This is a genomic window from Dehalobacter sp. DCM, assembly GCF_024972775.1.
GTDB lineage: Bacteria > Bacillota > Desulfitobacteriia > Desulfitobacteriales > Syntrophobotulaceae > Dehalobacter.
The window spans coordinates 3,565,443-3,588,533 of the sequence record NZ_CP092282.1 but is presented as its reverse complement, the minus strand read 5'-3'; the positions used below and the strand labels follow the sequence as shown (position 1 = coordinate 3,588,533).

General features: G+C 45.0%; 21 protein-coding genes and 1 pseudogene. 18 read left to right on the top strand and 4 right to left on the bottom strand.

All coding sequences use genetic code 11. From position 1 onward, the window contains the following. Positions 1-4 precede the first annotated feature (4 nt). The 14 genes from LPY66_RS16695 to LPY66_RS16630 all read left to right on the top strand — a co-directional run bounded on the left by LPY66_RS16695 (position 5) and on the right by LPY66_RS16630 (position 16,146). On the top strand, positions 5-535 hold the full coding sequence (locus LPY66_RS16695; RefSeq protein ID WP_337985380.1) for a 4Fe-4S binding protein: 531 nt from the start codon (positions 5-7) through the stop codon (positions 533-535). Then, positions 528-1,202 carry an NADH-quinone oxidoreductase subunit K gene (locus tag LPY66_RS16690; protein WP_337985379.1) on the top strand — a complete coding sequence of 225 codons (675 nt, stop codon included), beginning with the start codon at positions 528-530 and terminating at the stop codon, positions 1,200-1,202. The genes LPY66_RS16695 and LPY66_RS16690 overlap by 8 nt, the downstream gene beginning before the upstream one ends. A gap of 12 nt (positions 1,203-1,214) precedes the next feature. Then, positions 1,215-2,732: a complex I subunit 5 family protein gene (locus LPY66_RS16685; RefSeq protein ID WP_337985378.1), complete on the top strand. Its 1,518-nt coding sequence runs from the start codon at positions 1,215-1,217 to the stop codon at positions 2,730-2,732. Positions 2,733-2,736: 4 nt separating this feature from the next. Further along, positions 2,737-3,216: an NADH-quinone oxidoreductase subunit B family protein gene (locus tag LPY66_RS16680; RefSeq protein WP_337985377.1), complete on the top strand. Its 480-nt coding sequence runs from the start codon at positions 2,737-2,739 to the stop codon at positions 3,214-3,216. Between the two features lie 54 nt (positions 3,217-3,270). After that, on the top strand, positions 3,271-3,744 hold the full coding sequence (locus tag LPY66_RS16675) for a hydrogenase 3 maturation endopeptidase HyCI (protein ID WP_337985376.1): 474 nt from the start codon (positions 3,271-3,273) through the stop codon (positions 3,742-3,744). Positions 3,745-3,795: 51 nt separating this feature from the next. After that, positions 3,796-5,787, top strand: coding sequence for a sigma-54-dependent Fis family transcriptional regulator (locus LPY66_RS16670; protein ID WP_337985375.1), 1,992 nt, complete (start codon positions 3,796-3,798; stop codon positions 5,785-5,787). A gap of 84 nt (positions 5,788-5,871) precedes the next feature. After that, positions 5,872-6,894 carry a molybdopterin-binding protein gene (locus LPY66_RS16665; protein ID WP_337988122.1) on the top strand — a complete coding sequence of 341 codons (1,023 nt, stop codon included), beginning with the start codon at positions 5,872-5,874 and terminating at the stop codon, positions 6,892-6,894. Positions 6,895-6,912: 18 nt separating this feature from the next. Beyond that, a complete protein-coding gene (locus LPY66_RS16660; protein WP_337985374.1) occupies positions 6,913-7,119 on the top strand; it encodes a DVU_1557 family redox protein in 207 nt (68 codons plus the stop codon). Between the two features lie 91 nt (positions 7,120-7,210). Then, positions 7,211-7,681: a DVU_1555 family C-GCAxxG-C-C protein gene (locus tag LPY66_RS16655; RefSeq protein WP_337985373.1), complete on the top strand. Its 471-nt coding sequence runs from the start codon at positions 7,211-7,213 to the stop codon at positions 7,679-7,681. A gap of 34 nt (positions 7,682-7,715) precedes the next feature. After that, on the top strand, positions 7,716-9,014 hold the full coding sequence (locus LPY66_RS16650; RefSeq protein ID WP_337985372.1) for a DVU_1553 family AMP-dependent CoA ligase: 1,299 nt from the start codon (positions 7,716-7,718) through the stop codon (positions 9,012-9,014). A gap of 60 nt (positions 9,015-9,074) precedes the next feature. Further along, a complete protein-coding gene (locus LPY66_RS16645; RefSeq protein WP_337985371.1) occupies positions 9,075-10,133 on the top strand; it encodes an XdhC/CoxI family protein in 1,059 nt (352 codons plus the stop codon). A 157-nt stretch (positions 10,134-10,290) separates the two neighbouring features. Continuing rightward, complete coding sequence (locus tag LPY66_RS16640; protein ID WP_337985370.1) at positions 10,291-10,830, top strand: 4Fe-4S dicluster domain-containing protein; 540 nt, start codon at positions 10,291-10,293, stop codon at positions 10,828-10,830. A gap of 38 nt (positions 10,831-10,868) precedes the next feature. Next, positions 10,869-13,598 (top strand): molybdopterin-dependent aldehyde oxidoreductase, encoded by a 2,730-nt coding sequence (locus tag LPY66_RS16635; protein ID WP_337985369.1) that lies wholly within the window; start codon positions 10,869-10,871, stop codon positions 13,596-13,598. A 169-nt stretch (positions 13,599-13,767) separates the two neighbouring features. Further along, on the top strand, positions 13,768-16,146 hold the full coding sequence (locus LPY66_RS16630; RefSeq protein ID WP_337985368.1) for a pyridine nucleotide-disulfide oxidoreductase/dicluster-binding protein: 2,379 nt from the start codon (positions 13,768-13,770) through the stop codon (positions 16,144-16,146). Between the two features lie 280 nt (positions 16,147-16,426). Here LPY66_RS16630 and LPY66_RS16625 read toward each other — a convergent pair. Beyond that, positions 16,427-16,849 (bottom strand): annotated as a pseudogene (locus LPY66_RS16625) (cupin domain-containing protein); the annotation flags it as partial. Positions 16,850-17,249: 400 nt separating this feature from the next. Between LPY66_RS16625 and LPY66_RS16620 the strand changes: the two are divergent. Beyond that, positions 17,250-17,732, top strand: a complete 483-nt coding sequence (locus LPY66_RS16620) for an RNA polymerase sigma factor (protein WP_337985367.1) — start codon at positions 17,250-17,252, stop codon at positions 17,730-17,732. Continuing rightward, positions 17,729-18,340, top strand: coding sequence for a zf-HC2 domain-containing protein (locus LPY66_RS16615; protein ID WP_337985366.1), 612 nt, complete (start codon positions 17,729-17,731; stop codon positions 18,338-18,340). The genes LPY66_RS16620 and LPY66_RS16615 overlap by 4 nt, the downstream gene beginning before the upstream one ends. 57 nt (positions 18,341-18,397) lie before the next feature. Here LPY66_RS16615 and LPY66_RS16610 read toward each other — a convergent pair whose 3' ends face one another. From LPY66_RS16610 to LPY66_RS16600, 3 genes are read right to left on the bottom strand one after another with little or no spacing between them, the layout of a single operon-like run. Further along, entirely contained in the window at positions 18,398-19,129 is a 732-nt protein-coding gene (locus LPY66_RS16610) for an ABC transporter permease (protein WP_337985365.1), read from the bottom strand. A gap of 43 nt (positions 19,130-19,172) precedes the next feature. Then, positions 19,173-19,925 carry an ABC transporter permease gene (locus LPY66_RS16605; RefSeq protein WP_337985364.1) on the bottom strand — a complete coding sequence of 251 codons (753 nt, stop codon included), beginning with the start codon at positions 19,923-19,925 and terminating at the stop codon, positions 19,173-19,175. After that, positions 19,922-20,836 (bottom strand): ABC transporter ATP-binding protein, encoded by a 915-nt coding sequence (locus LPY66_RS16600; protein ID WP_337985363.1) that lies wholly within the window; start codon positions 20,834-20,836, stop codon positions 19,922-19,924. Before LPY66_RS16600 ends, LPY66_RS16605 begins: the two co-directional genes overlap by 4 nt. Positions 20,837-20,982: 146 nt before the next feature. Between LPY66_RS16600 and LPY66_RS16595 the strand changes: the two genes are divergently transcribed. Both LPY66_RS16595 and LPY66_RS16590 read left to right on the top strand, forming a co-directional pair. Further along, positions 20,983-21,702 carry a response regulator transcription factor gene (locus tag LPY66_RS16595; RefSeq protein ID WP_337988121.1) on the top strand — a complete coding sequence of 240 codons (720 nt, stop codon included), beginning with the start codon at positions 20,983-20,985 and terminating at the stop codon, positions 21,700-21,702. Continuing rightward, entirely contained in the window at positions 21,699-23,078 is a 1,380-nt protein-coding gene (locus LPY66_RS16590) for a sensor histidine kinase (protein ID WP_337985362.1), read from the top strand. Before LPY66_RS16595 ends, LPY66_RS16590 begins: the two co-directional genes overlap by 4 nt. Positions 23,079-23,091 lie beyond the last annotated feature (13 nt).

The window sequence follows — 23,091 nt, the reverse complement described above, 5'->3', positions numbered from 1 at the left end:
TCAGATGTGGTTGAGTAAACTAAAGGAACTGAAACTAGCCTTAAGGGCCGGGCGGGTAACGTTGCCTTACCCTTTCGTCCGCAGTGCACCGACGGCAGGTTTTAGGGGACGTCCTGTTTTGGACGGCACCAAGTGTTTGGGTTGCGGTGCTTGTGCCCAGGTATGCCCGCCCAGAACGATTTCTGTCATTGACAATCAAGATACGCGTACCATTCTGGTGGACTATGCCCGCTGCACCTATTGTGCGCGCTGTGAGGAAGTTTGTCGGGTAGGAAGTATCACGTTAAACCATGAATTTGAACTGGCTACCACAGATAAAAACGACTTCAAACTCTCCGCCGTATTGATGATGGCCAAATGCAGCAAGTGCGGTACGCCGTTTATGACTAAACGGATGCTGGCCAAACTGGTTGACGAGTTCTCGCCGGCCTGGCTGCAAACCAAGGAAGAGACGCCGGAATGGTTTTCAACCTGTCCGGCTTGCCGCAAAAAGAAAGAATGCGGCAATCTGAAGGGGGGAGTCAAGATTGTATAGTCTGATGCAATTTTTGATCATCTTATTTAGCCTGGGGTTGGTTCTTACCTCTCTCTTAACCATAGAATCGCGTGACCTGGTAAAATCATCCCGGGCCTATCTGGGCCAGGCCTTGCTCTTAGTGGCAATCCTGTCGGTATATGCCGTAGCTTTGCCCAATCATGAACTTTTCCTCTGGAGCGTAACGATCCTTGTTTCCAAGGGAATCATTGTGCCCTGGCTGCTGCGCCGCTACGGACGTAAAGTGGACAGAGCGGAAGTGCGGCCCCTCATCGAGTTATGGCCGTCGCTTTTGATCGCACTGGGGTTAATTGTCTTATTCTTCTGGTTGACACATAGTCATTACAGTTTCCTGATACCGTCTCCCGACGTGGCGGGTGAACCCTACCGTACCAACCTGGCGGTAGCAGCCACCATCTTGTGTCTGGGTTTCTACGCCTTGTTGACCCGGCGGGATGCCGTCAAAGCGGTTATCGCCTTATGCCTGATGGAGAACGGAGTCCATCTGGGCCTGATGAGCCTGGCTCCCACCATCCCGGAAACGGCCATGATCGGGGTGGCGACAGATGTGGTGATTTCGATCTGGATGCTTTTGTATATCATCACCGGTATCTATGCTAAAAATGCTTCGACGGATACTTGGGATCTGTCCAAATTACGCGGTTAAGGGGGTGATAAGATGTTGTACGAGTCAAATTTGCTCTATCTATTGTTTCTGATTCCGGCCGTTGCTGCCTTATTGGAGGCTTTGAGCGGACGCCGCCGGCCGGAGAAGGCCGGACGCATTGCCATGATTGCCGCAGTTCTGACCGTGGTGATCGCCTTAGCCATGGGGAAAGAAGTATTGGCAGGGAAAACACTGACAGCCTGGGACGGCCAGCTCCATGTGGATGCGCTTGGTTCGTTGATGTCCCTGATCGTCGCCATCGTGGGCCTGGCTGTTACCGTGTTTTCTTACCGGTATATGCGGCATGATGTGGAAGCAGGTAAAACAACCTTAAAAAGACTGCCGTTATATTTTGCTTTAGTATTGCTGTTTATCAGCACGATGGCCTGGGGTGGGATCACCAACAATATTGTCATGCTCTATGTCATCGTTGAGGCTACAACCCTGGCTTCAGCCTTGCTCGTTACATTTTACTGGAAACCGGAATCTTTGGAAGCCGGTTACAAATACCTGATTTTGTGCTCTGTGGGGATCACTCTGGCTCTCCTGGGCGCAGTCCTCTTGTACGCCGCTTCTGTACCTTACCTGCCGGGAGACAAGGCCATGTTGATAACGGAAATGGCCAAGGTCTCCGGGAATATCCCGAAAAATATTGTTTTGATCGCCTGCGGCCTCATCATCATCGGGTTTGGCACTAAGGCAGGTATCATGCCTTTCCATGCCTGGCTGCCGGATGCCCATTCTCAGTCGCCCAGTCCTGTCAGCGCCCTTCTTTCGGGAGTGACGATTAAGGTTGCGATTTACGCCGTGGCCAGAGTCGTAACACTATTTTACCCGCAGTACAACGCGCTGGGAACCTTTTTAGCCCTGGTGGGTGCGGTGACCATGCTCTTGGGCATTATCCTCGCATTTATTCAGGACGATCTGAAGCGGATGCTGGCTTACAGCAGTGTCAGTCAAATGGGTTATATCGTGATGGGATTTGGAATTGGTGGGTATTTAGGATTTTTCGGAGCCATTTATCACATGCTGAACCATGCCTTGCTAAAATCGCTGCTCTTTTTATGCACAGGGGCCCTGCTCTATACCAGCGGTACCACTTTCATCAGTAAGCTGCAAGGGAAAAAACACGGGACACTTACGGCAATCTGTTTCTTTATCGGAGCTTTCGCCGTAGGCGGTTTGCCGCCGCTCAACGGATTTTGGAGCAAATTTACGATTTTCCTGGCTGCGGCCCAGGTGCAAAACTGGTGGGCAGCAGGTATTGCCGTTTTCACCAGTTTGTTGACGCTGGCTTGCCTGGTGCGGGCCGGATACCGGATTTTTCTTTACCGGGAAGAACATCATAACCCGGAAGCTTCCCCAGACCAAGGTTTGCCTGCCGGAGTACCGGCCTTACCGCTTTCCATGTCTCTGGTTATGGTGTTGTTGGTTGCGCTGAGCGTACTATTGGGCGTATATCCTGCCACTGTCTACCGGTTGCTGGATTTGGCGGGCAACGCGCTTCTATACATGGCGATAGGGGGTTGATGCAATGTTTAATCAGGAAAAAGTAGCCGCTCTTCTTAAAAAGTGCTTTAAACGTTCTCTTTGGGTTTACCATGCCAATGCTGGTTCATGCAACGGTTGTGACATTGAGGAAGTGAATGCGTTTACACCGTATTACGATGCCGAGCGTTTCGGACTCAAGCTGATTGGGTCACCTCGGCATGCCGATGTCTTGCTGGTTTCCGGACCGGTTACCCGCCAGGCGTTGCCGCGGTTAAAGGAACTGTATGCGGCCGTGCCCAATCCGAAATTGGTCATTGCTTGCGGGTCCTGCGCCATAGGGGGCGGAGTCTGGTTTGACACCTATCATACCATGGGGGGACTGGATCACGTGCTCCCTGTGGACTTCTTCATTCCCGGATGTCCTCCGCGTCCGGAGGCAATCCTTTGGGGGATCGCTGTAGCGATGGGGCTGGTGGATAAAGAGGTAGAACCGTATCTTTATCAGGAAAAATCGATTGAATAGTGTTTCAATACATGAGAAAACAAAGATGTCCCGTAATAAACCAGGGGGGAGAACATGGAAAAGAGCCTGAAAAAGAGCCTTGAAGAAAGAATTAAAGGCCATACTTTAATTATCGGCGTTGGTAATACGCTGAGGGGTGACGACGGACTGGGTCCTCTTATGGTTGAGAAATTAAATGGCAGAGTAAAGGTTGACTTGTTGGATGCGGGGGAAGTACCGGAGAGTTACCTGGGCCGAATTATCGACAGCCGACCTGATACGGTCATTGTAGTAGATGCTGTACAGATGGAGGAAATTCCGGGGACATTAGCAATTATCGAAGTTACGGAATTGGAGAAAGTAAGTTGGTCGACGCATAGGCTTTCTTTAGCGCTCTTTATGAAGTATGTTCACCAACATATAGGGTGTTCTGTTTTCCTGATTGGTGTTCAGCCGGGGACAACAGAGATGGGGCATGAAATGACCCCGGAAGTAGATGAATCCTTGGCAGCTTTAGTACAGTATTTTACGGCGTTATTTGGAAAGTAACAGTTACCGTATCAATCTTCTGAAGATGTTGAGAAGAATGGAGGGAGTTTGATGGGTTCTATAGTAATGGCTGTAAAAAGGGACTATATCGTAATTTCCCATGAAAGATGCAAGAAATATAAAGTTGAACTGGACCAGATATATAGCAGCAAAATCATTAGTGGAAATGAGCTCTTAAAGAAGTTTGATGAAAAGAGAGAACTATTGGTTACCGCTGAGCACTATATGAACGAATTATATAATTTTGTGAAAGGATCGAATTTCTTCTGCATACTAACCGATGAGGAAGGTTGTATCCTGAGTGCAATAGGAGACGAAGGTATTCTATCCGAGGCCTTTTCATTGAAAATGGTGCCGGGAGCATATATGGATGAACGCAGCATCGGGACAAATTCCATGGGTACCGCTCTGGCCGAGGGCAAGCCGGTCCAGGTATCCGGTGAAGAGCATTATATCAGAGAATATCAACGATGGACCTGCTCAGCTTCTCCTATACGAAATGTCAAGGGTGAAATAACGGGGTGCATTGATTTAACAGGTTACAGTGAATGTGTCAACTCGCATACCCTGGGTATGGTAGTGGCAGCTGCTAATGCGATAGAAAAAATGCTGCATATAAAGAGCTACACTGAAGAATTGGCCATGGCTAAGAAGTTTACAGAGACCATTATTGATTCTATTGAAACAGGGGTATTAACCTCTGACTTGGAAGGCAATATAAAAACTGTTAATCGTTATGCTGCGGATATGTTTGGCTATCACCAGGATGAAATAAAATTGATTAAAATGTGGGATTTGCTCGAGAATTGGGAGAATGTAAAAACTTCAGTCCTTAACAAACAAAGCTTTACAGATGAGGATGTGTTTGTGAATTCCAGGAGAAACAAGCTTCAATTTAACTTAAGTGCTTATCCGCATCTTAATGGCAAACATAATTTGATGAATATCGTTTTTGTTTTCAAGGAAGTCAAAAAGGTGAGACGGCTGGCTAAAAAAATCATGGGGTACCATGCTATTTACACTTTTGACAAAATCATTGGCCAGGATAAGAATTTTGTTCGCACCATTGATTATGCCAAAAAGATTGCAGATAGCAGATCTAATGTATTGATTATGGGTGAAAGTGGTACGGGGAAAGAACTCTTTTCACAGGCAATACACAATTATAGCAACAGAAAAGATGAACCATTTGTCGCATTAAACTGCGGTGCAATACCAAGGAACCTGATAGAGTCTGAACTGTTTGGATATGAGGGAGGAGCTTTTACTGGTGCGAAAAGCTCCGGTCAACCTGGAAAATTTGAAATTGCAGATGGCGGTACGATTTTTTTGGATGAAATCGGGGAAATGCCGCTGGATATGCAGACCAGGCTTTTAAGAGTCCTTGAGGAAGGTACAGTGAGCAGGGTTGGAAGCGTTAAGGAGATTGTTGTGGATGTAAGAGTGATTGCAGCTACCAACAAAGACCTGTATGAAGAGGTTAAAAAAGGAAATTTCCGCAAAGATTTGTACTATAGACTGAATGTCATTCCCATCAGGCTGCTGCCCTTAAGGGAGAGAAAAGCTGACATCCCCCTTTTAAGTCAATATTTTATGAATAGAATATCTATGAAACTTAACAAGAAAAGTGTCAATATTGCAGTGGAAACAATGCAATCCTTTTTGGAATATGAATGGCCGGGAAATGTAAGAGAACTGGAAAACATAATAGAGCAAATCGTAAATACTGAAACTATTCCTGACAGCTTTATAAAAGTAAACAGCTTTGTTGATGCAAAAAAGGTAATCAGCTTTGTCGATGCAAAAGCTGAAGCTGAGGTAAAACAAAATAAATTACTAAAGAATGACACCTTGAAAGTAATGGAGGAAAACCTGAAACTGGAAGTTGTGGAAATACAGCATATAGTGAAGGTTTTAGAGGTATACAAGGGAAACATCACGTTGGCTGCAAAAGCACTGGGTATTGGTAGAAATACCCTTTATAGAAAAATGGAAAACATGCGGATGATTTGTTTAGAAATTGAGCAGTATTCTAATCTATAGTAATGGAGGGGTTATGTTATGTTAATGGAGCAATATAGTACAGCCTCATTGTGTCAATGCGGCGGTTTTCGCCGGCGTGAGAACATGGAGAAGATACCTGTAGAAGAGTCCGTTGGTATGGTACTGGCGCACGATATGACGGAAATCATCCCGGGTAAGTATAAAGGGGCTGCATTTAAAAAAGGTCATATTATAAGAAAGGAAGATATTCCCCGATTGTTAAACATGGGGAAAGAACACATATTTGCTATCGCGTATAAAGATGGTGATATTCATGAAGATGAAGCGGCCAGCAGAATGGCAAGAGCCGCGGCGGGCCAGGGTATATCATTTTCTGAACCATCCGAAGGAAAAGTAAACCTTTTGGCAAAGCATTCGGGACTGCTTAAAGTAAATACTGAAGCATTATTCGAGATTAATTCTATAGAAGAAATTGTTCTTTCTACACTGCATTCCGACACGTTAGTTGATGGCAATACGGTTGTGGCCGGTACAAAAATAATTCCTTTAAAGATAGAAGACCAAAAGATAAGATCCATTGAAAAGATTTGTTCAGAGAACTATCCGGTTATTCAGGTAATGCCTTTACTGAAATTAAAGGCCGGTATTGTGACAACCGGAAATGAAATATATCACAAAAGAATTCCTGACAAATCCGGCCCTGTTGTTATTGAAAAGTTTAGAGAATTGGGATCTGAAGTAATAGCGCAGTTGTTTTCCAAAGATGATCCCCATATGATAGCGGTATCTATCAAGACATTAATCAAAGCGGGAGCAGATATTATTCTGGTTACAGGAGGAATGTCGGTTGATCCTGATGACGTCACCCCAACCGGAGTGAAGATGGCCGGAGCTCACATCGTGTCATATGGTGCTCCCACCATGCCGGGAGCTATGTTTCTGCTTTCATATATTAATGATATTCCGGTATTAGGGTTGCCGGGATGTGTGATGTATAACAAAAGAACCATTTTCGACTTAGTTCTTCCGAGATTGGCGGCAGGAGAAAAAATTCAACGCAGAGATATTATCAAGTTTGCTCACGGGGGATTATGTTCAGGCTGTAAGGATTGCAGATACCCGAACTGTGGATTTGGCAAAGGGTGATATGAATAGGAGTAGAGCATGAAAGAGGAAAATGAACAAAACATGCCGTGGATATGTGATAAATGCAAGGAAAAATTGGTACTTCGCAAGGTAAAGGCAACCTACCTGGGAGGAAATTTTGATATTGAACTGATGAAGTGCCCCCAGTGTAATAATGTGTTTATCGGAGAAGATCTGGCTCTGGGCAAGATGTTGGAGGTCGAAAAAGCTCTGGAGGATAAATAGGCTACATCAAAAGCTTGAGGCAGCGGCTAATTTACGCCAAATTTTCTAATAGCGCTAAAAAATGGTTACTTGAAAAGAGGAGGAACAGACCATGGAGGATATGGCTGTCATGGATAATATGGCTTTTACAATGTTTAAGCTTTTCAATGCAGGCTATCGCTGTACTCAAATTATGATGAAAATGGCACTGGATGAAGAAGAAAAAGAGAATGAAGATTTATTAAGAGCTTTAAATGGTTTCTGCATAGGTATTGGCAGTAACCCGAAAACATGCGGCGTGCTGACGGCAGGAATCGCGCTCCTGGGTCTTTACGCAGGAAAAGGGAATGATCTGGAGTATCCCAAACCAGCATACTCCAGCATGGTTGATGACTATACGGAATGGTTTGAGTTAGAGTTTGCAGGTACGGAATGCAGAGATCTTATCGGCGTAGTCAGTTTTATTGAATGGAGTACCAATCAAGAATATAGATTAAAATGTGGAAATGTACTGATAAAAAGTTATGTAAAAATTCAAGAAATACTGAGGGATCATGATTTTACATTCGGAAGCAGGGAATAAACCGCTTAACGTATTTTTTAATAAGGAGTAAATCATGAGGGTGACGCCGCTTGAAGAATGGATTATGGGGAAATCAGGCATTATGGAAAGGAAACCGAAAATGCTGGCAGAGTACCAGCTGAACAAGATAAGAGAGATCTTGGATTATGTTAAGAAAAATAGCCGGTTTTATGGCCGAAGATTAAACGGTATTAATGAAGATGAAATTAATACGCTTAATGATTTGAAAAATATTCCCTTTACGTTTCCGGATGATATAAGGCAAAACCCCTTAGACTTCTTGTGCGTACCACAGCGAGAAATAAAAAGAATAGTCACCATAAGAAGTTCAGGAACAAGCGGAGCAGAGAAAAGAGTATTTTTTTCGGAACAGGATTTAAACCTTACCATTGATTTTTTTCAAGTCGGCATGCGTTGTTTAACGGATCAAAGCGACAGGGTTATGGTGCTTCTTCCCGGCATATCTTACGGCAGTATAGGGGATTTGTTGAAAAAAGCACTGGAGATGTCAAAAATTCAGTGTTTTATCCACGGCGTTATCGTAGATCCGGAACAAACGGCGAAAGATATCATAGAAAATGATATCACCTGTCTTGTGGGGATTCCTATGCAGGTGTCATATTTAAGCAAGTTGAAAAGCGATGTATTTAAAAGCAGGATCAAGAAAGTCCTTTTGAGCACAGATTATGTGCCTGATGTGTTAATTCACGAATTAACATATCAATATGGATGTAAAGTCTTCACCCATTATGGAATGTCGGAGATGGGTTACGGCGGAGGCGTAGAGTGTGAAGCCCTGGCTGGGTATCATATGCGGGAGGCGGATTTATATTTTGAAATTGTAAACCCTGCTACCGGCGAAGCAGTTCCAGACGGACAATCCGGTGAAGTGGTATTTACAACCATGACGCGGGAGGCAATGCCTTTAATAAGATACCGGACAGGGGATATAGCATCATTCTCTTCCAACCCCTGTGCCTGCGGTACCTTTTTAAAAACCATGAAAAAAGTAATGGGGAGAATAGAGAATAAGGTCATGATCGGTGAGAATAAGTTTTTATTTTTAGGGGAATTGGATGAAACAATTTTAAAATTTAAGGACGTTTGGGATTATAAAGCCTGTATTACCGATGAAAACCTTCTCAAAATTGAAATTATATCAGAAAATATATCAATCAAAAATGATGTTGAGCAGAGTATTCAAACGTTATTAGATAAGAAGCTTAGGAATAATATTAGCTTTACTGTGATTGTAAACCCCGACTCCAAGCCGGATAAGATTACTAACAGTATGGTTAAAAGAAAAATCAGAGAATACAGGGGAGTACGATGAATTAATTCAGTGAAAAGGAGTGTATAAGGGATGAGTTCCGATATTTACAAGAGTTTGAAAATGATATTGGATAAAGGGAAAAAAGCTGCAGTGGTTACATTAATGAACAATGGCGATGGTGGGAGAGGTTCTTTACCTAGAAAAATTATTCTGACAGAAGAGCAGTTGTGTACTTCCCAAATGAACCATCATCTGGATGAAACAATTGTGAATAAGGCACAATTTGCTTTGGAGACAGGAAACATTCAATTTTATGAGGCTTCGGTCGGTGCTGGTATTTTGATTGAGCCCTATTTCCCAGAAGCGCGTCTCATCGTTTTAGGTGGCGGGCATATTGCCAAGCCTTTGGCTGAATTTGGATCAAAAGTAGGTTTTTTGGTTACTGTTGTTGATGACAGGCCAATGTTCGCCAACAAGGACAGATTCCCGGATGCTGAAAAGGTAATTTGTGAGAGCTTCAGTAATTGCTTCATGCAACTTAAGCTGAATGAATCTTCTTTCGTCGTTATTGTGACCAGGGGACATCGGCATGATTTGGATTGTCTGCAACAGGTGCTGAAATATAAAACGGCGTATACAGGAATGATTGGCTCAAAACGACGGGTTAAAGGTGTTAAAGAACAGCTTTTTAGCGAGGGTTACCCTGTTGAACTGATCAATGCGGTTAATGCTCCCATCGGCCTGGAAATAGGAGCAATTACACCCGAAGAAATTGCCATATCCATCATAGCTCAGGTCATCAGCTATCGAAGGCTTGTAAGCACATCATCAGATAATACTGCTTCCGTTAAGGTGAATTGGCCTGAACTTGACAGGCCTGTTCTGGAAGAACTTAGTAAAGATAATGGGGACCCCAAGGCACTTATTACTGTTATATCGACAATAGGTTCGGTGCCGAGAAAAGCAGGAGCTAAAATGCTTGTCTGGCCATATGGAAAGATTCTGGGAAGTATCGGTGGCGGATGCTCTGAAGGAGAAGTAATTAATACTGCCCGGCAGATGATAGGAAGTGGCGGGTTAAAGGTTCAAGATATTGATATGACAGGTCAAATCGCTGAGGATGAAGGCATGGTTTGCGGCGGCATTATGAGAGTTTTGATCGAAGACTATCATGGATAAGCGGAGAATACGTTCCGAAATAGAGCAGTGCTCCAAATTGTAACAAAAATTGCTGATCCATAAAGGAACAATCTTTTTAAAAATAATGATCATTCGTTTCAAAACCGCTATACTTTGGCGGTTTTTTTGTTGGCATGAATTATGCTTATTATAGTTATTGGAAGCAGTTATGAATGCTATCAAAATTAACAAATTAAATCTAAGGAGGTGCAACTGGTATCGCAGTGCGGTGACCAGGGTTATCATGAGCAAAATTTTAATGATTTCTCCTCAAAAATGCAATAACTGCAAAACGTGTGAGGCGGTTTGCCCAAATTCTGCAGTTAATGTAATTACGTTTGAAGAAGTGGCAGTTTCAGTACCTATAATGTGTGTGCAGTGTGAAGATGCTGCATGCATGAAAGTGTGTCCCAACGGGGCTATTTCGAGAGATCAAAACGACGCGGTTGTAGTCGATCCGAAAAAATGTATCGGATGCAAAATGTGTGTCAGCGCTTGCTCTCTGGGTAATATTCATTATAGCTCAAGTCAAAAGAAAATATTAAAATGCGATCTTTGCGGCTATAATCCTGCATGCGCGAAATATTGTCCTACAAGGGCCTTAGAGTACGTTGATAGTACCGTGGCCAACATCAACAAGAAAAGAATCATTGCTTCAAAATTTAAAGAACTGTTTGAAGAGACGCAAACTATTTAAAAAGGCTGAATCATGAAAATATAAAAGGAGATGATCACATGATTACCAAAACCTTGTTTATTAATGGAGTCAAAAAACATATTAGGACGGATCCGGAAGAAACGCTTGCCAATGTATTAAGAAAAGAACTTATGCTCACAGGAACTAAGATCGGTTGTGGCGGAAAAGGCGAATGCGGTGCCTGTACGGTTATTTGGGACGGTATGCCCGTGAGATCTTGTCTCTACAAAATGGAGAGAATACCGGATAATGCCCAGATTATTACGATCGAAGGGGTAGGCACAAAAGATAACCTGCATCCGCTTCAGCTTGCCTGGATGGTTCACGGATCTGCACAATGCGGTTATTGTACTCCGGGATTTATTGTTTCGGCTAAAGCTTTGTTGGAAAAAAACTCAAGTCCTACCAGAGAAGATGTAAGAGATTGGTTTCAGAAAAACAGAAATCTCTGTAGATGTACAGGATACAAACCATTAGTGGATGCAGTTATGGATGCTGCCAGGCTAATAAGAGGTGAAATAAAAAAAGAAGATTTATGGTTTAAACTAAAGGATGGCGAAAGTATACTCGGGACAAAAGCAGTCCGCCCGTCAGCTGTTGCAAAAGTTACAGGAACCTGGGATTTTGGTGCAGATTTAGGAATAAAGCAGCTTCCAAAAAATACGCTGCATATCAAGCTTGCCCAAGCGACAGTATCCCATGCCAATATTCTTTCCATAGATACTTCAGAGGCTGAGAAGATGCCGGGCGTATTCAAGGTTTTGACCTATAAGGACGTTCCTGGAACAAACAGGATCAATGGTTTGGCGTTTCCGGAGAACAAAGGCGACGGTAAAGAAAGACCCATTCTTAATGATAAGAAGGTATTCCAGTTTGGGGATGCTATTGCGATGGTTCTGGCAGATACGCCTTACCAGGCAGAACAGGCTGCCGCAAAAGTCAAGGTTGAATTGGAAGAACTGCCGGCCTATATGAGCGCACCTGCAGCTATGGCTGAAGATGCAATTGAAATACATCCCGGTACTCCCAATGTATATTTCGAAACCCAGACGGTTAAAGGTAAAGAAACTGCACCTTTAATGAAAAATCTGCCCTACGTGGTTGAGGATGAATTTTATGTAGGAAGACAGCCGCACCTACCACTAGAGCCGGATGTAGGGTTTGCCTACCTGGATGAAAAAGGTAATCTCATGGTTCACTCCAAGAGTATAGCTATCCATGCCCATGCGTTGATGGTTGCCGAAGGTATTGGAATTCCTGCAGAAAAATTATTCATTGTCCAGAATAATACTGGAGGTACTTTTGGCTATAAATTTAGTCCGACCATGGAAGGCCTGCTTGGTGTTGCCGCACTTGTTACAAAGAGGCCGGTATTCCTCGAATTCAATATGTTCCAGCAGATAACGTATACCGGAAAAAGATCACCATTCTTTATGAATATCAAGATGGGGGCTGATAAGGATGGGAAACTTGTCGCAATGGAATCAGACTGGACGGTAGACCATGGTCCGTATATGGAATTTGGCGACCTTCTTACAATGAGAGGTCATCAGTTCATCGGTGCCGGTTACAATATTCCCAATATCAGAGGTGAAGGCAGGACAGTTGCTACTAACCATGCTTGGGGTTCAGCTTTCAGAGGCTATGGTTCACCGCAAAGTTTGTTTGCTTCGGAAGTATTGATGGATGAACTGGCTGAAAAAATTGGCATGGATCCATTAGAGTTAAGGTATAAAAATGTCTATCGAGAAGGCGATACGACGCCAACAGGTTGTAAACCTGATGTGATTGCTTTCCCCCAAGCAATTGACAAATTAAGACCTCTTTACCAGGAGGCTAAGAAAAATGCTGCAGCCAAGAATGCCAAAGGCGGAGAAGTCAGATATGGCGTAGGTGTTTCACTGCTTGAATATGGCTGCGGACTTGATGGTGCAGATTCCTCAGAAGCATGGGCAGAGATAACAGCAGATGGAGTTATTGTAGGAAATTCTTGGGAAGATCATGGTCAGGGTGCAGACATGGGAACACTGAGCATTGCCTATGAAACATTAAGACCAATGGGAATAAAGCCTGAACAGATAAAGCTTGTTATGAATAATATGAAATTCACACCAAACAGCGGGCCTGCAGGCGGAAGCCGCTCCAATGTTATGACAGGTAATGCGACAACAGTTGCCTGTCGAAATCTCTTGGACGCATTGAAAAAACCAGATGGTACTTTCAGAAAATACGATGAAATGATTGCAGAAAAACGGCCGGTAAAATATGAAGGAAAATGGACTGCCCCATGTACTGCCTGTGATGTAAAAACTGGGCAGGGAAATCCATTCCCAGTCTACATGTATGGTATCCTTTTAGCAGAAGTTGCAGTTGATACGACAACAGGTAAAACCCAAGTGGAAAAACTTACGCTGGTCTCCGACTGCGGCACGATCGTAAATAAGCTGGTTCTTGAAGGTCAGCTTTATGGCGGTCTCGTGCAGGGAATAGGTCTTGCTCTCAGCGAAGACTTTGAAGATTTAAAAAAGCATACTACCCTTGTAGGCTGTGGAATCCCACAAATTGAGGATGTTCCTGATAATATTGTTCTTATTCACCAGGAGACTCCAAGACCCCTTGCCTATTATGGTCAGGCAGGTGCTGGTGAAATGCCTCTTTCAGCTCCGCATGCAGCGATTATTAATGCAATCTACAATGCTACCGGAGTACGTATAACCAAGCTGCCCGCTTATCCGGAAAAGGTTCTGGAGGGCTTGAAAAAACTTTAATGTCATGTTCACATTGTTATGTAAACTAAACTAATAATATGGAATTGGAGCAGTGTAAAAAGTATGGAAAAAACTCCAATTCCATATTTTAATAATCTAGAAAAGTTCCCTTCACGGCCTTATTATTTCTGGATTTCAGTAAAAGCTTCACCTAATGGAGGGGTTCTCAATGGACAATGAAAAGCTTCTGAAAACGGGTGACAGATGTATTTATGATGAACCTGCAGCATGTACGGCATGGTGCCCACTTCACATCGATGTGGCGGCATTTGTGTCAGAGATAGAAAAAGGCGATTTTATTAAAGCTTATAAAATATTGGAGAAACGAATGCCTTTTACAAGAGTGCTTGGGATGATTTGTGACCATCCTTGTGAAAGTGCCTGTGTGAGAGAAGCTGCCGGTGGAGCGATAAGGATCTCGGAGCTTGAGAAGGCAGCAATCAAGCATGGGTACACACCCCTTAAAAAAGCATTGCCCATTCCTAAGAAAGCCGGCAAGGTAGCTGTGATCGGGGGCGGTTTAAGCGGGATTACCGCTGCCTTGGAGCTTGACAAAAAAGGTTTTAAGGTCACAATTTATGAAAAGTCAGATAAGCTAGGCGGCAGAATATGGGATTACGAAGGTGCAAACCTTGATAAGGAGATTATCGAAGAAGAGTTACAAATATTTAGCAAGTTAGATATTGAGGTGCTTTTCAACAGCCATATCGGCCAAAAAGACTTTAAAGAGATTATGAACGAGAACAATGCGGTTTTCCTTGGTACGGGCGAATGGGATGAGAAGCTGGAAGTTAATCCTGAGACTTTTCAAGTACAGTGCTCATCCCTATTTGCAGGGGGAAGACTCATATATAAAAATGGCTCTGTTATTTTATCGGTAAGTTCAGGTCGGAGAGCTGCAGCTTCGATAGAAAGATACGTTAAGGGAATTTCCATGACGGCTGCAAGGGAAAGAGAGGGATCATTTGAAACACCTCTAAAATATGAAGTGGATGTTATTGAACCTGCAGCACCGGTTGTCAAGGCCACTGATATATTCAGTGAAGAAGAGGCTCTCAATGAAGCCGAACGATGCTTTCAATGCAGGTGCACAAAATGTATCGATTCGTGCAGTCATATGAAGAAGTTCAATACCCATCCGAAAAATTATATAAGGAATATTATTCATAATGAAGATACATTCTTGGGTACACGGTCCGCAAATAAAATGATAAATTCCTGTACAATGTGCGGGTTGTGCGATGAACAATGTCATGTGGGCATCAGTATGAAGAATATCATACAGGAGACTAGGGAAAGTATGGTGGAAAAGGGCAAAATGCCGGTTTCCGCCCATGATTTTGCTATGAAAGATATGGAATTCAGCAACAGCGGCCTGTTTTTTATGGTAAAATCGCCTCCTCCGATTCCAGAAGAACTAGCGGAGATGAGAAAAAAGGAACTGTTTACCTACCCGCGTCTGACCTTTTCTAAATACGCCCAGTCGGTTTATTTTGGAGACGTGCCCGATAAAGAAAATGCTGATTATTTGTTTTATCCCGGATGCCAGCTTGCAGCGTCTTATCCGGAGTATGTCGAAAAAGCTTATGAATACCTTTTATCTAGGATGATCAAAGAAGGCGTAGGCATTATGCTTGGCTGTTGCGGTGCCCCTGCCGATTGGGCAGGCAGGCAGGATTTGATGAAGAGTAATATTGAAAGATTAAGAGACGCCTGGGCAGAGATGGGCAAGCCTACTTTTATTCTGGCGTGCTCAAGCTGCTGTGACATCTTTGCTAAATATCTTCCGGAGATACCGTTTATCTCTTTGTGGGAAATCTTTGAACGTTATGGACTTCCGGAAATCACCCCAAAGGGGAACGGCCATCTTTTATCTGTCCATGATGCCTGTTCGACACGGCATAATAAAAATATCCAAGAAGGCATAAGAAATATCGTGGTAAAGCTTGGTTATGAAATACAAGAACTGAAATATGCCAAGGAAAAAACAAAATGCTGCGGCTACGGGGGACTTGTCTATTTTGCCAATAGAGAACAGGCTGAAAATTTTGCACAAGACCGCATCAACGAAAGCGATCAGGATTTTTTGGTTTACTGTGCGATGTGCAAAGATTTGTTTGTGGCTGAGGGAAAAAGAACCTATCATATTCTGGATCTGATTTTTGCGGAGAATCCAGTGGAAACAGCGCAGAAAAAAATGCCGAACCTTTCCCAAAGACATGCCAACAGAGCGCAGCTTAAAAAGAAATTGCTTAAAGATTTATGGCGTGAAGACCCGGAGACTGAATTGACTCCAATGAAGAATTTAATCATTCCGGAAGAGGTATGGGGTATTATGGACGAACGGTTTATTCTTCTGGAAGACGTTGAAAAAGTTGTCACATATGCGCAGGAATTCGGCGAACGGTTTTTTAACCCTGAAGATTCAAGCTATTTAGCCTATCAGCGAATTGCCGATGTTACCTATTGGGTACGCTATATTGAAAAAGACGGAGCCATTCAATTAGTCACAGTTTACAGTCACAGAATGGAAGTAAAAAAGGACTAGGATGCCTCAATCTTTCGCTTCGCTTATACCACGGATGATACCACGGATGGCAAGTAGGAGACAGAGGGACGTAGAACTTTGTCCCCTAAACCACGGATGGCAAGGAGCGACCGCGTTATTTTGCTAAAATGTGCTCGCCATTTTATTGTAATTTTAGGGTTAACAAAGCACTTGGAAATGATATCCGATTGGGTGATAGAAATACCCTAATCCTTGCCGGGGACGGGACAAGGGTCGGCATTCAGCGTAGTAGCAAGATGATTTAATTTACATCTAACGACTAATAATGATTTTGAGCGTCTTTTTTTGTGATATGAACCGTACCGCGTGGATGCTCGGGCGGTGCGTAGATAGAATACAATTTAAGGGGGATATTGCCCGTATTCACTACATTGTGCCATTTGCCGGCTGGGATCATAATCGCAAAGTCTGCACAAACTCTTTGCTGATAATCCAGCCATTCTTTTTTATCACCCATGAAAACAATGCCCTGGCCTTGTTCAATACGTATAAATTGATCTAAATTAGGGTGGGATTCCAGACCGATATCTCCTCCAACATGTATACTCATCAGGGTGACTTGCAAGTGTTTTCCTGTCCACAAAGCGATACGATAATTAGTGTTCTGCTTCGCAGCCTGATCAATGTTAATGACAAATGGTTTTGGTCCAAAATCGCTGTAAGGACTTCCGTACGAACCATAATGGTGATACATATTACGACATTCCTTTCATCGCCTATACTTTACCTTTATAATATGTGCAGCATTATGGGAGGGTGCAGCCTTGCACGGATCTACCGCTCCCCCGTTCCCCCGTTCCCGCAGCTAAAAACAGAGACCCTCACTAACATGCCAAAACCCCGATGCTTACTGCAAGTTATGAACAAAGGGGTAGCCCGGATCATGGTAGATGGCATAGTAATATCCCGCATATACTCTATACGAATCGTATTTATTTCCTTAAAATAAATACAGAAACATATTTGATCAGGGTATCACTAGATTGAAGCTTGATCGTTTAAGGCACCGGGATAGGTGCTTTTTAGATTTTTGTGTAACGAATTGAACTTTTCTGGGATATATGTTCTGAGGAGGTGAATGAATGCAGGATATCGCGCAGCTGTATAAAGAGTATGCACAGCAGGTATACAAATACTTATTCAGTCTTTGTCACAACGAACAAATCGCTGAAGAGCTGATGCAGGAGACTTTTTACCGTGCCCTAAAATCGCTGAAGAGCTATGACGGGACATGTAAAATCTATGTCTGGCTCTGTCAAATAGCCAAACATATCTGGTATCAGACGCTGGCCAGAAATAAGAAAACGCAAACCGCAGAACTCTCCCCGGAGATTCCTTCAGCAGATCCTTCAGTGGAAGATAATATTATATTGCGTGACGGAAAAATGAGCTTATTCAAAAAAATGCATCTGCTGCCTGAACCGATGCGGGAAGTAATGTACCTCAGGCTTACAGGAGAATTCAGTTTTCGCGAGATCGGGGAGATTCTGGGTAAAGACGAAACCTGGGCCAGAGTCACTTTCTATAGAGGGAAACAAAAAATAATGAAAGGGAGAGTTTTATGAAGTGTGATATTATCAGAGATCTATTGCCATCATATATAGAGAATCTTACCAGTGAATCGAGTAATGAAGAAATAGAAAAACACCTGGCAGACTGTGAAGAATGCAGACTCTTCTATCAGGAGATGACTGGTGAAGTCAAGGAGAATATTCCTGTAACAGAGGTTAAAGAACTTGACTATCTCAAGAAAATCCGGAAAAATTATATTCGGCGAGCTGCCATTACGGTGGGGACGATTGCTGTAATCTTAGTTATTCTGGTAAGCCTGTTTGCTGTCGGTTTTTCTGTAGCCTCCCAAGATATCGATATGACTTATGTCGTCAAGGACAATCATTTGGAAATAAATTTTCAGCTGAAAAACGGGCACGATTTGCTATCACCGAAGAGCAAAGCTGAGTTTATTTATGATGATAACCATAAAGTTATTGGAGTTGAGTATTATTACAAACCTGTCTGGGTATTTGATAATCCCTTTGATGATGTGGGGTCCAGTTTTTCTCTGGGTACAGAATTGCCGAATCCGGAGGATAAAGGCGGATTTACTAATACGATTATTATTGAATATTCGGATAAAACCGTCAAATTTGTGAACGGCAAACTGATCGAATAAGGTTGAATAAGGTTTGGTAATAACACCCACAGTACTGTTTAAAACATGGGTTCACTATTAAGTTACAACGTCTCTTTTTTTTAGCCATGTCACGGCGAACGCCATGCAGATCAGAATATAACCAAGGCTGAACGCAAGAAATTGTCCGGTTCCGCACGCCATGGGGCCTCCGGGTTGATTGGCACGCATGCCGATGCATAGAAGCGAATACGGGAAGAATGTCCCATAACCCTTGGCAAAGGCCGCCAGCCCTGCGAAACCGCCAACCAGCGCGATCCCCACCGGCACAGCGAAGCTGCGAATCAAAAGAGAAATACAGAGCTGAAGAGCGCAGATCACAACCCCCCCGACGGCGCCGCAAAGCAGCCAGACGGGAAGATCCGGGGGCAACGGAGAGGTCAGTCCGCAAAGCCTGCCTGAAATTACAAACAGAATTCCGGTCCAGACTTGAGTCAGAAGCACCAGAACGGAAGCGGATATGAGTTTGGCAATATAAATAGTCGCTGTCGGTACAGGAGCCGTCATGACAGCGTTCCAGTTGTGGTTCAGATGCTCGAGACGGCACAGATAGGAGCAGTAAACCCCGATGATAGCGGGAAGAAAGAAATAACTGGTGAAGAGGGTGTGCTGCGTCCAAAGGCTGTACCACTCATTTTGAAGGATGCCGATGTTTTGCAGATAATTGAAGGTACCCATGACGGCGGGCAGAATGGGAAGAAACAAAAAGGCAAGCCAGACCGGGCTGCGGTGAAGCTTGATCCCCTCAGCCCGAAGCGTTCGAAGAAACACGGATGATCAACCCTTTCCTTAGTAGTCTAAAATTATTTAGAGTTCACACTTCCTTGCGAATAAAAAGGGCGCGGCCTATAAAATAGATCACGATAAACATCACGATCAGGGCGCAAAACCCAGTCCAGTCGATGGCTGTATAATAAAAGTCGGTGATGCGCGTCGTTTTGTCCCAGTCCATCCCCACGAACATCAGCACGCCGTAATACCCCCAAAGAACAAACCGTCCAAGGTTTTGCGGAAAAAACATCAGAAAAAGTCCTGCAAAGCCCCCGATAATGCCTGCGGCTAGCGGAATCATCTGATTGACAAACAGGAGAGACAACACCTGCTGCCAAAGTAGAATGGTCAGATTTACGGCCGTGGTGAAGAGAAAATAGTAAAACAGCTTGTCAAGCGGCGGGTTTCCCTCGAAACCGACGGCGTATCCCACGGCGACCATGACACTAAGCTGCAGCAGGACCGCCGCGAGCAGATACAGAGCGCCGCAGAAGAATTTCGCGGAGAACAGGCGAGCGGAGGGCATCACTGTTTCCAACAGCTTCAGCGTCTGTCCCTTGTGCTCAATGTCGCAGAGCCGTGAGGCCACGACGGCCGCGATGACCGGCATCATGATGGAATTGAGCAGCGGGAACTGGAACAAGCAGCATATCCAGCCCTGGGCAAGGTCATGTGCGTTCATTCTGCCGACGTCCCATAAAGACCACAGTACATTTACCAAAATCATAATGGCCACGATCAGCCAGATTTTTCTGCGGCGGATTTTCTGAAACTCTACTGCCAGCGCCTTTATCATAAGCTCACCGCCGTTCCGGTCAATTCGAGGAAGATATCTTCAAGGCCCTTTCTCCGTTCTTCAATGCGCACGATGCCGATATCGTTGGCAAAAAGCAGCTTCACAGTCCGTGCGGTTTCCGCGTCGGAAAGCTTCGGCAGCAGCAGGGCTTCCTCCTGCAATTTACATGGGACCTTTTGCTCGTTTAAAATATGGAAGGCCGTCTTGTTATCGAGTGTCCGCACCGCGATGTGATGACTGCTTCTTTCATGCAGCGCAGCCATACTGCCCTGATAAAGCAACTCGCCCCGGCTGATGATCCCGACACTCGTAGCTATTTGGTCGATTTCGCTGAGCAGATGGCTCGATACCATCACCGTCATCCCGAACTGCTGCGGCAGGGAACGGATGAGTTCCCGCATCTCCTGAATGCCGGCCGGGTCAAGGCCGTTGGTGGGCTCGTCGAGGATCAGAAGCTTCGGGTTTCCCAGAAGCGCGCCGGCAAGGCCAAGGCGCTGTTTCATGCCCATGGAATACTGGGAGACCTTTTTCTCTTTTTGTTTTTCCAGGCGGACAATGTGCAGTACCCTATCAATGTCCTTTTCCGGCACACCTTTGAGCGTGCTGACAATCCGAAGGTTTTCCGCGCCTGTCAGGTGGCCGTAATAGCTTGGAGACTCGATCAGGGACCCGACATTGCTCAAGACGGAGAGCCTGTTTTGACTGTTCATCTTCTTGCCAAACACGGAAATGGTACCGCCCGTCGGTCGAACGAGCCCGAGAATCATTTTCATGGTGGTGGACTTTCCCGCGCCGTTCGGCCCGAGAAAGCCGTAAACCGACCCCTCCGGCACGGAAAGATCGAGATCCTTGACGCACAGGGCTTTTCCGTACTGTTTGCACAGGCAGGTTGTGGTTATCATCTCAGACATATCACTTTCTCCTTTTTTTTTAGATTGAGGATATTCTAGCAGGTCAGCCTTACAGGAGACTGTCCGGAAGCTTACATTTACCTTAAATCTTGGCAAAAACGCCCCAAGGGCGTTATTTTTATACTATAATGAGCATGGTGATTGCTTTGAAAGACATATTTGAATGCAAGCTTCTGATCGTAGACGACGAACCGGAGCTGCTGAAGATGCTGGATACCATTTTACGTCGGGAAGGGTTCCAAAGACTTGTTGCCGCAGCGGATTGCCATGCGGCTCGCCGGATCTTTGCCTCAGAACGGCCGGAAGGCGTGATTTTGGATGTCTCTTTACCCGATGGGGACGGCTTCTCGCTGCTGCGGGAATTCCGGGAAAAGTCCGCTGCCCCGGTTTTATTTCTATCCGCGCGTGACGAGGATGAAAACCGTCTTCTCGGACTCGGACTTGGTGCCGACGATTATATGACAAAGCCTTTTTTGCCGCGTGAGCTGACGCTCAGGCTGAAGGCCGTCCTCAATCGTACTTATTTTCCTGCCGCCCTCAGACAGACGGCAAAGCCAGTCTTTAAACTTGGGGAAACGGAAATCGATCTTAACAGCGGAACGGTCAGCACCAAAACCGGCCAGCTTGCGCTGACCGCTAAGGAATTTGCCCTGCTTGAAAAGCTGTATGAAAGCCACGGGCATATCGTCACCGGCGACAGTCTGTGCCACGCCGTGTGGGGCGACGATCTATACGGATATGAGAATACGCTCATGGTGCATATCCGGCGCCTGCGCGAGAAGATCGAGCCGGAGCCTTCCGCGCCCCAGTACCTGCTGACGGTAAGGGGGTTGGGCTATAAACTGACGGGAGCTGACGGCAAATGAAAAGTATGATGAAAATCCTTTTGCGGTATGTGTTCTCAGCTGCAGGGATCGCGCTGATTCTACTCGTTGTTAATTTTACCGTTCTGGTTGTCTGGACAATTCAGTCAACAGGTATAGCCCAAAAGGACTACAGCATTGCTCAGTTTGCGGACGGCCTGACGTTGGAAAATGGCGTTTATACGCTTTCAGAACCTATCCGGGATACGATTACAACCCAGTATCAATGGGCGATGCTTATCGCTAACGACGGAGGTAAGGTGATTTGGAGCCTGAACCTGCCCGGCGACGTACCCCGTTACTACACCGTTACCGATATCGCAAGCTTTTCCCGTTGGTATCTGAATGATTATCCGGTCACTGTATGGGCCCGGTCAGAAGGCCTGTTTGTGCTTGGCCGGGAAAAGGGCAGCGTATGGAAGTACAGTATTGAAGAGCAGCAGACGATGATGGACAACTTCCTGGCTTGTATACCTGCTGTTTTGCTTTTAAACGGTTTTATAGCGGTATTGCTTGCCTTGCTTTTTGGCTTGCGGCTCTTTCGTTCCCTTAAGCCTCTGGCCAAAGGCATTGAGGATATGGCCGAGAATCGACCGGTCGCGCTTTCAACAAAGGGGCTTCTCGGTGCCCTGGCTTCCAGAATCAATCAGACTTCTGATAAGCTGATAACGCAGGAAGCCGCCTTAAAAAAGCGGGACGATGCCCGCACAACTTGGATCGCCGGCGTGTCCCACGATATCCGGACGCCGCTGTCCATTGTCATGGGTTATGCGAGTCAGCTCGAAGAAGACCCCGAGCTGCCGCCGGCCAAACGGGAACAGGCCGGTGTGATCCGCAGTCATAGCGAACGGATCAAAGCTTTGGTGAGCGACTTGAACCTTGCATCCAAACTGGAATATGACATGCAGCCGCTCCGGAAAAAGACCGTATCGCTGGCGGTACTCTTGCGCGGTGTCACTGCCGGGTTTATCAACGGCGGTCTTCCAAATGGTTATACCATTGATATCAAAATTAACGATAATACACAGAATTTTTTTGTGGAAGGGGACGAGGAGCTTTTAAAGCGTGCGCTTTCTAATTTGATTGGCAACAGCATCAAGCATAACCCGGACGGATGTGCGATCAAAGTTGCTCTGCAAAGAGATGGCATGGTGTGTACTCTTCAGGTTTCGGATAACGGAACAGGCTTCAGGCAAGATTTATTAGAGAATTTGAACACGTCTCAGAACCCAAGCGAATTGCCAAACCGTGGCTTGGGCCTTACCATTGTGCGGCAGATCATAAAAGTTCACGGCGGGACTACAGCATGTTATAACCTTCCCCAAGGCGGCGGTGAAGCGGTACTGTCGCTGCCGGGTCTAGCGGGTAAGGGCGGGTAAGAATTGAAAAAAT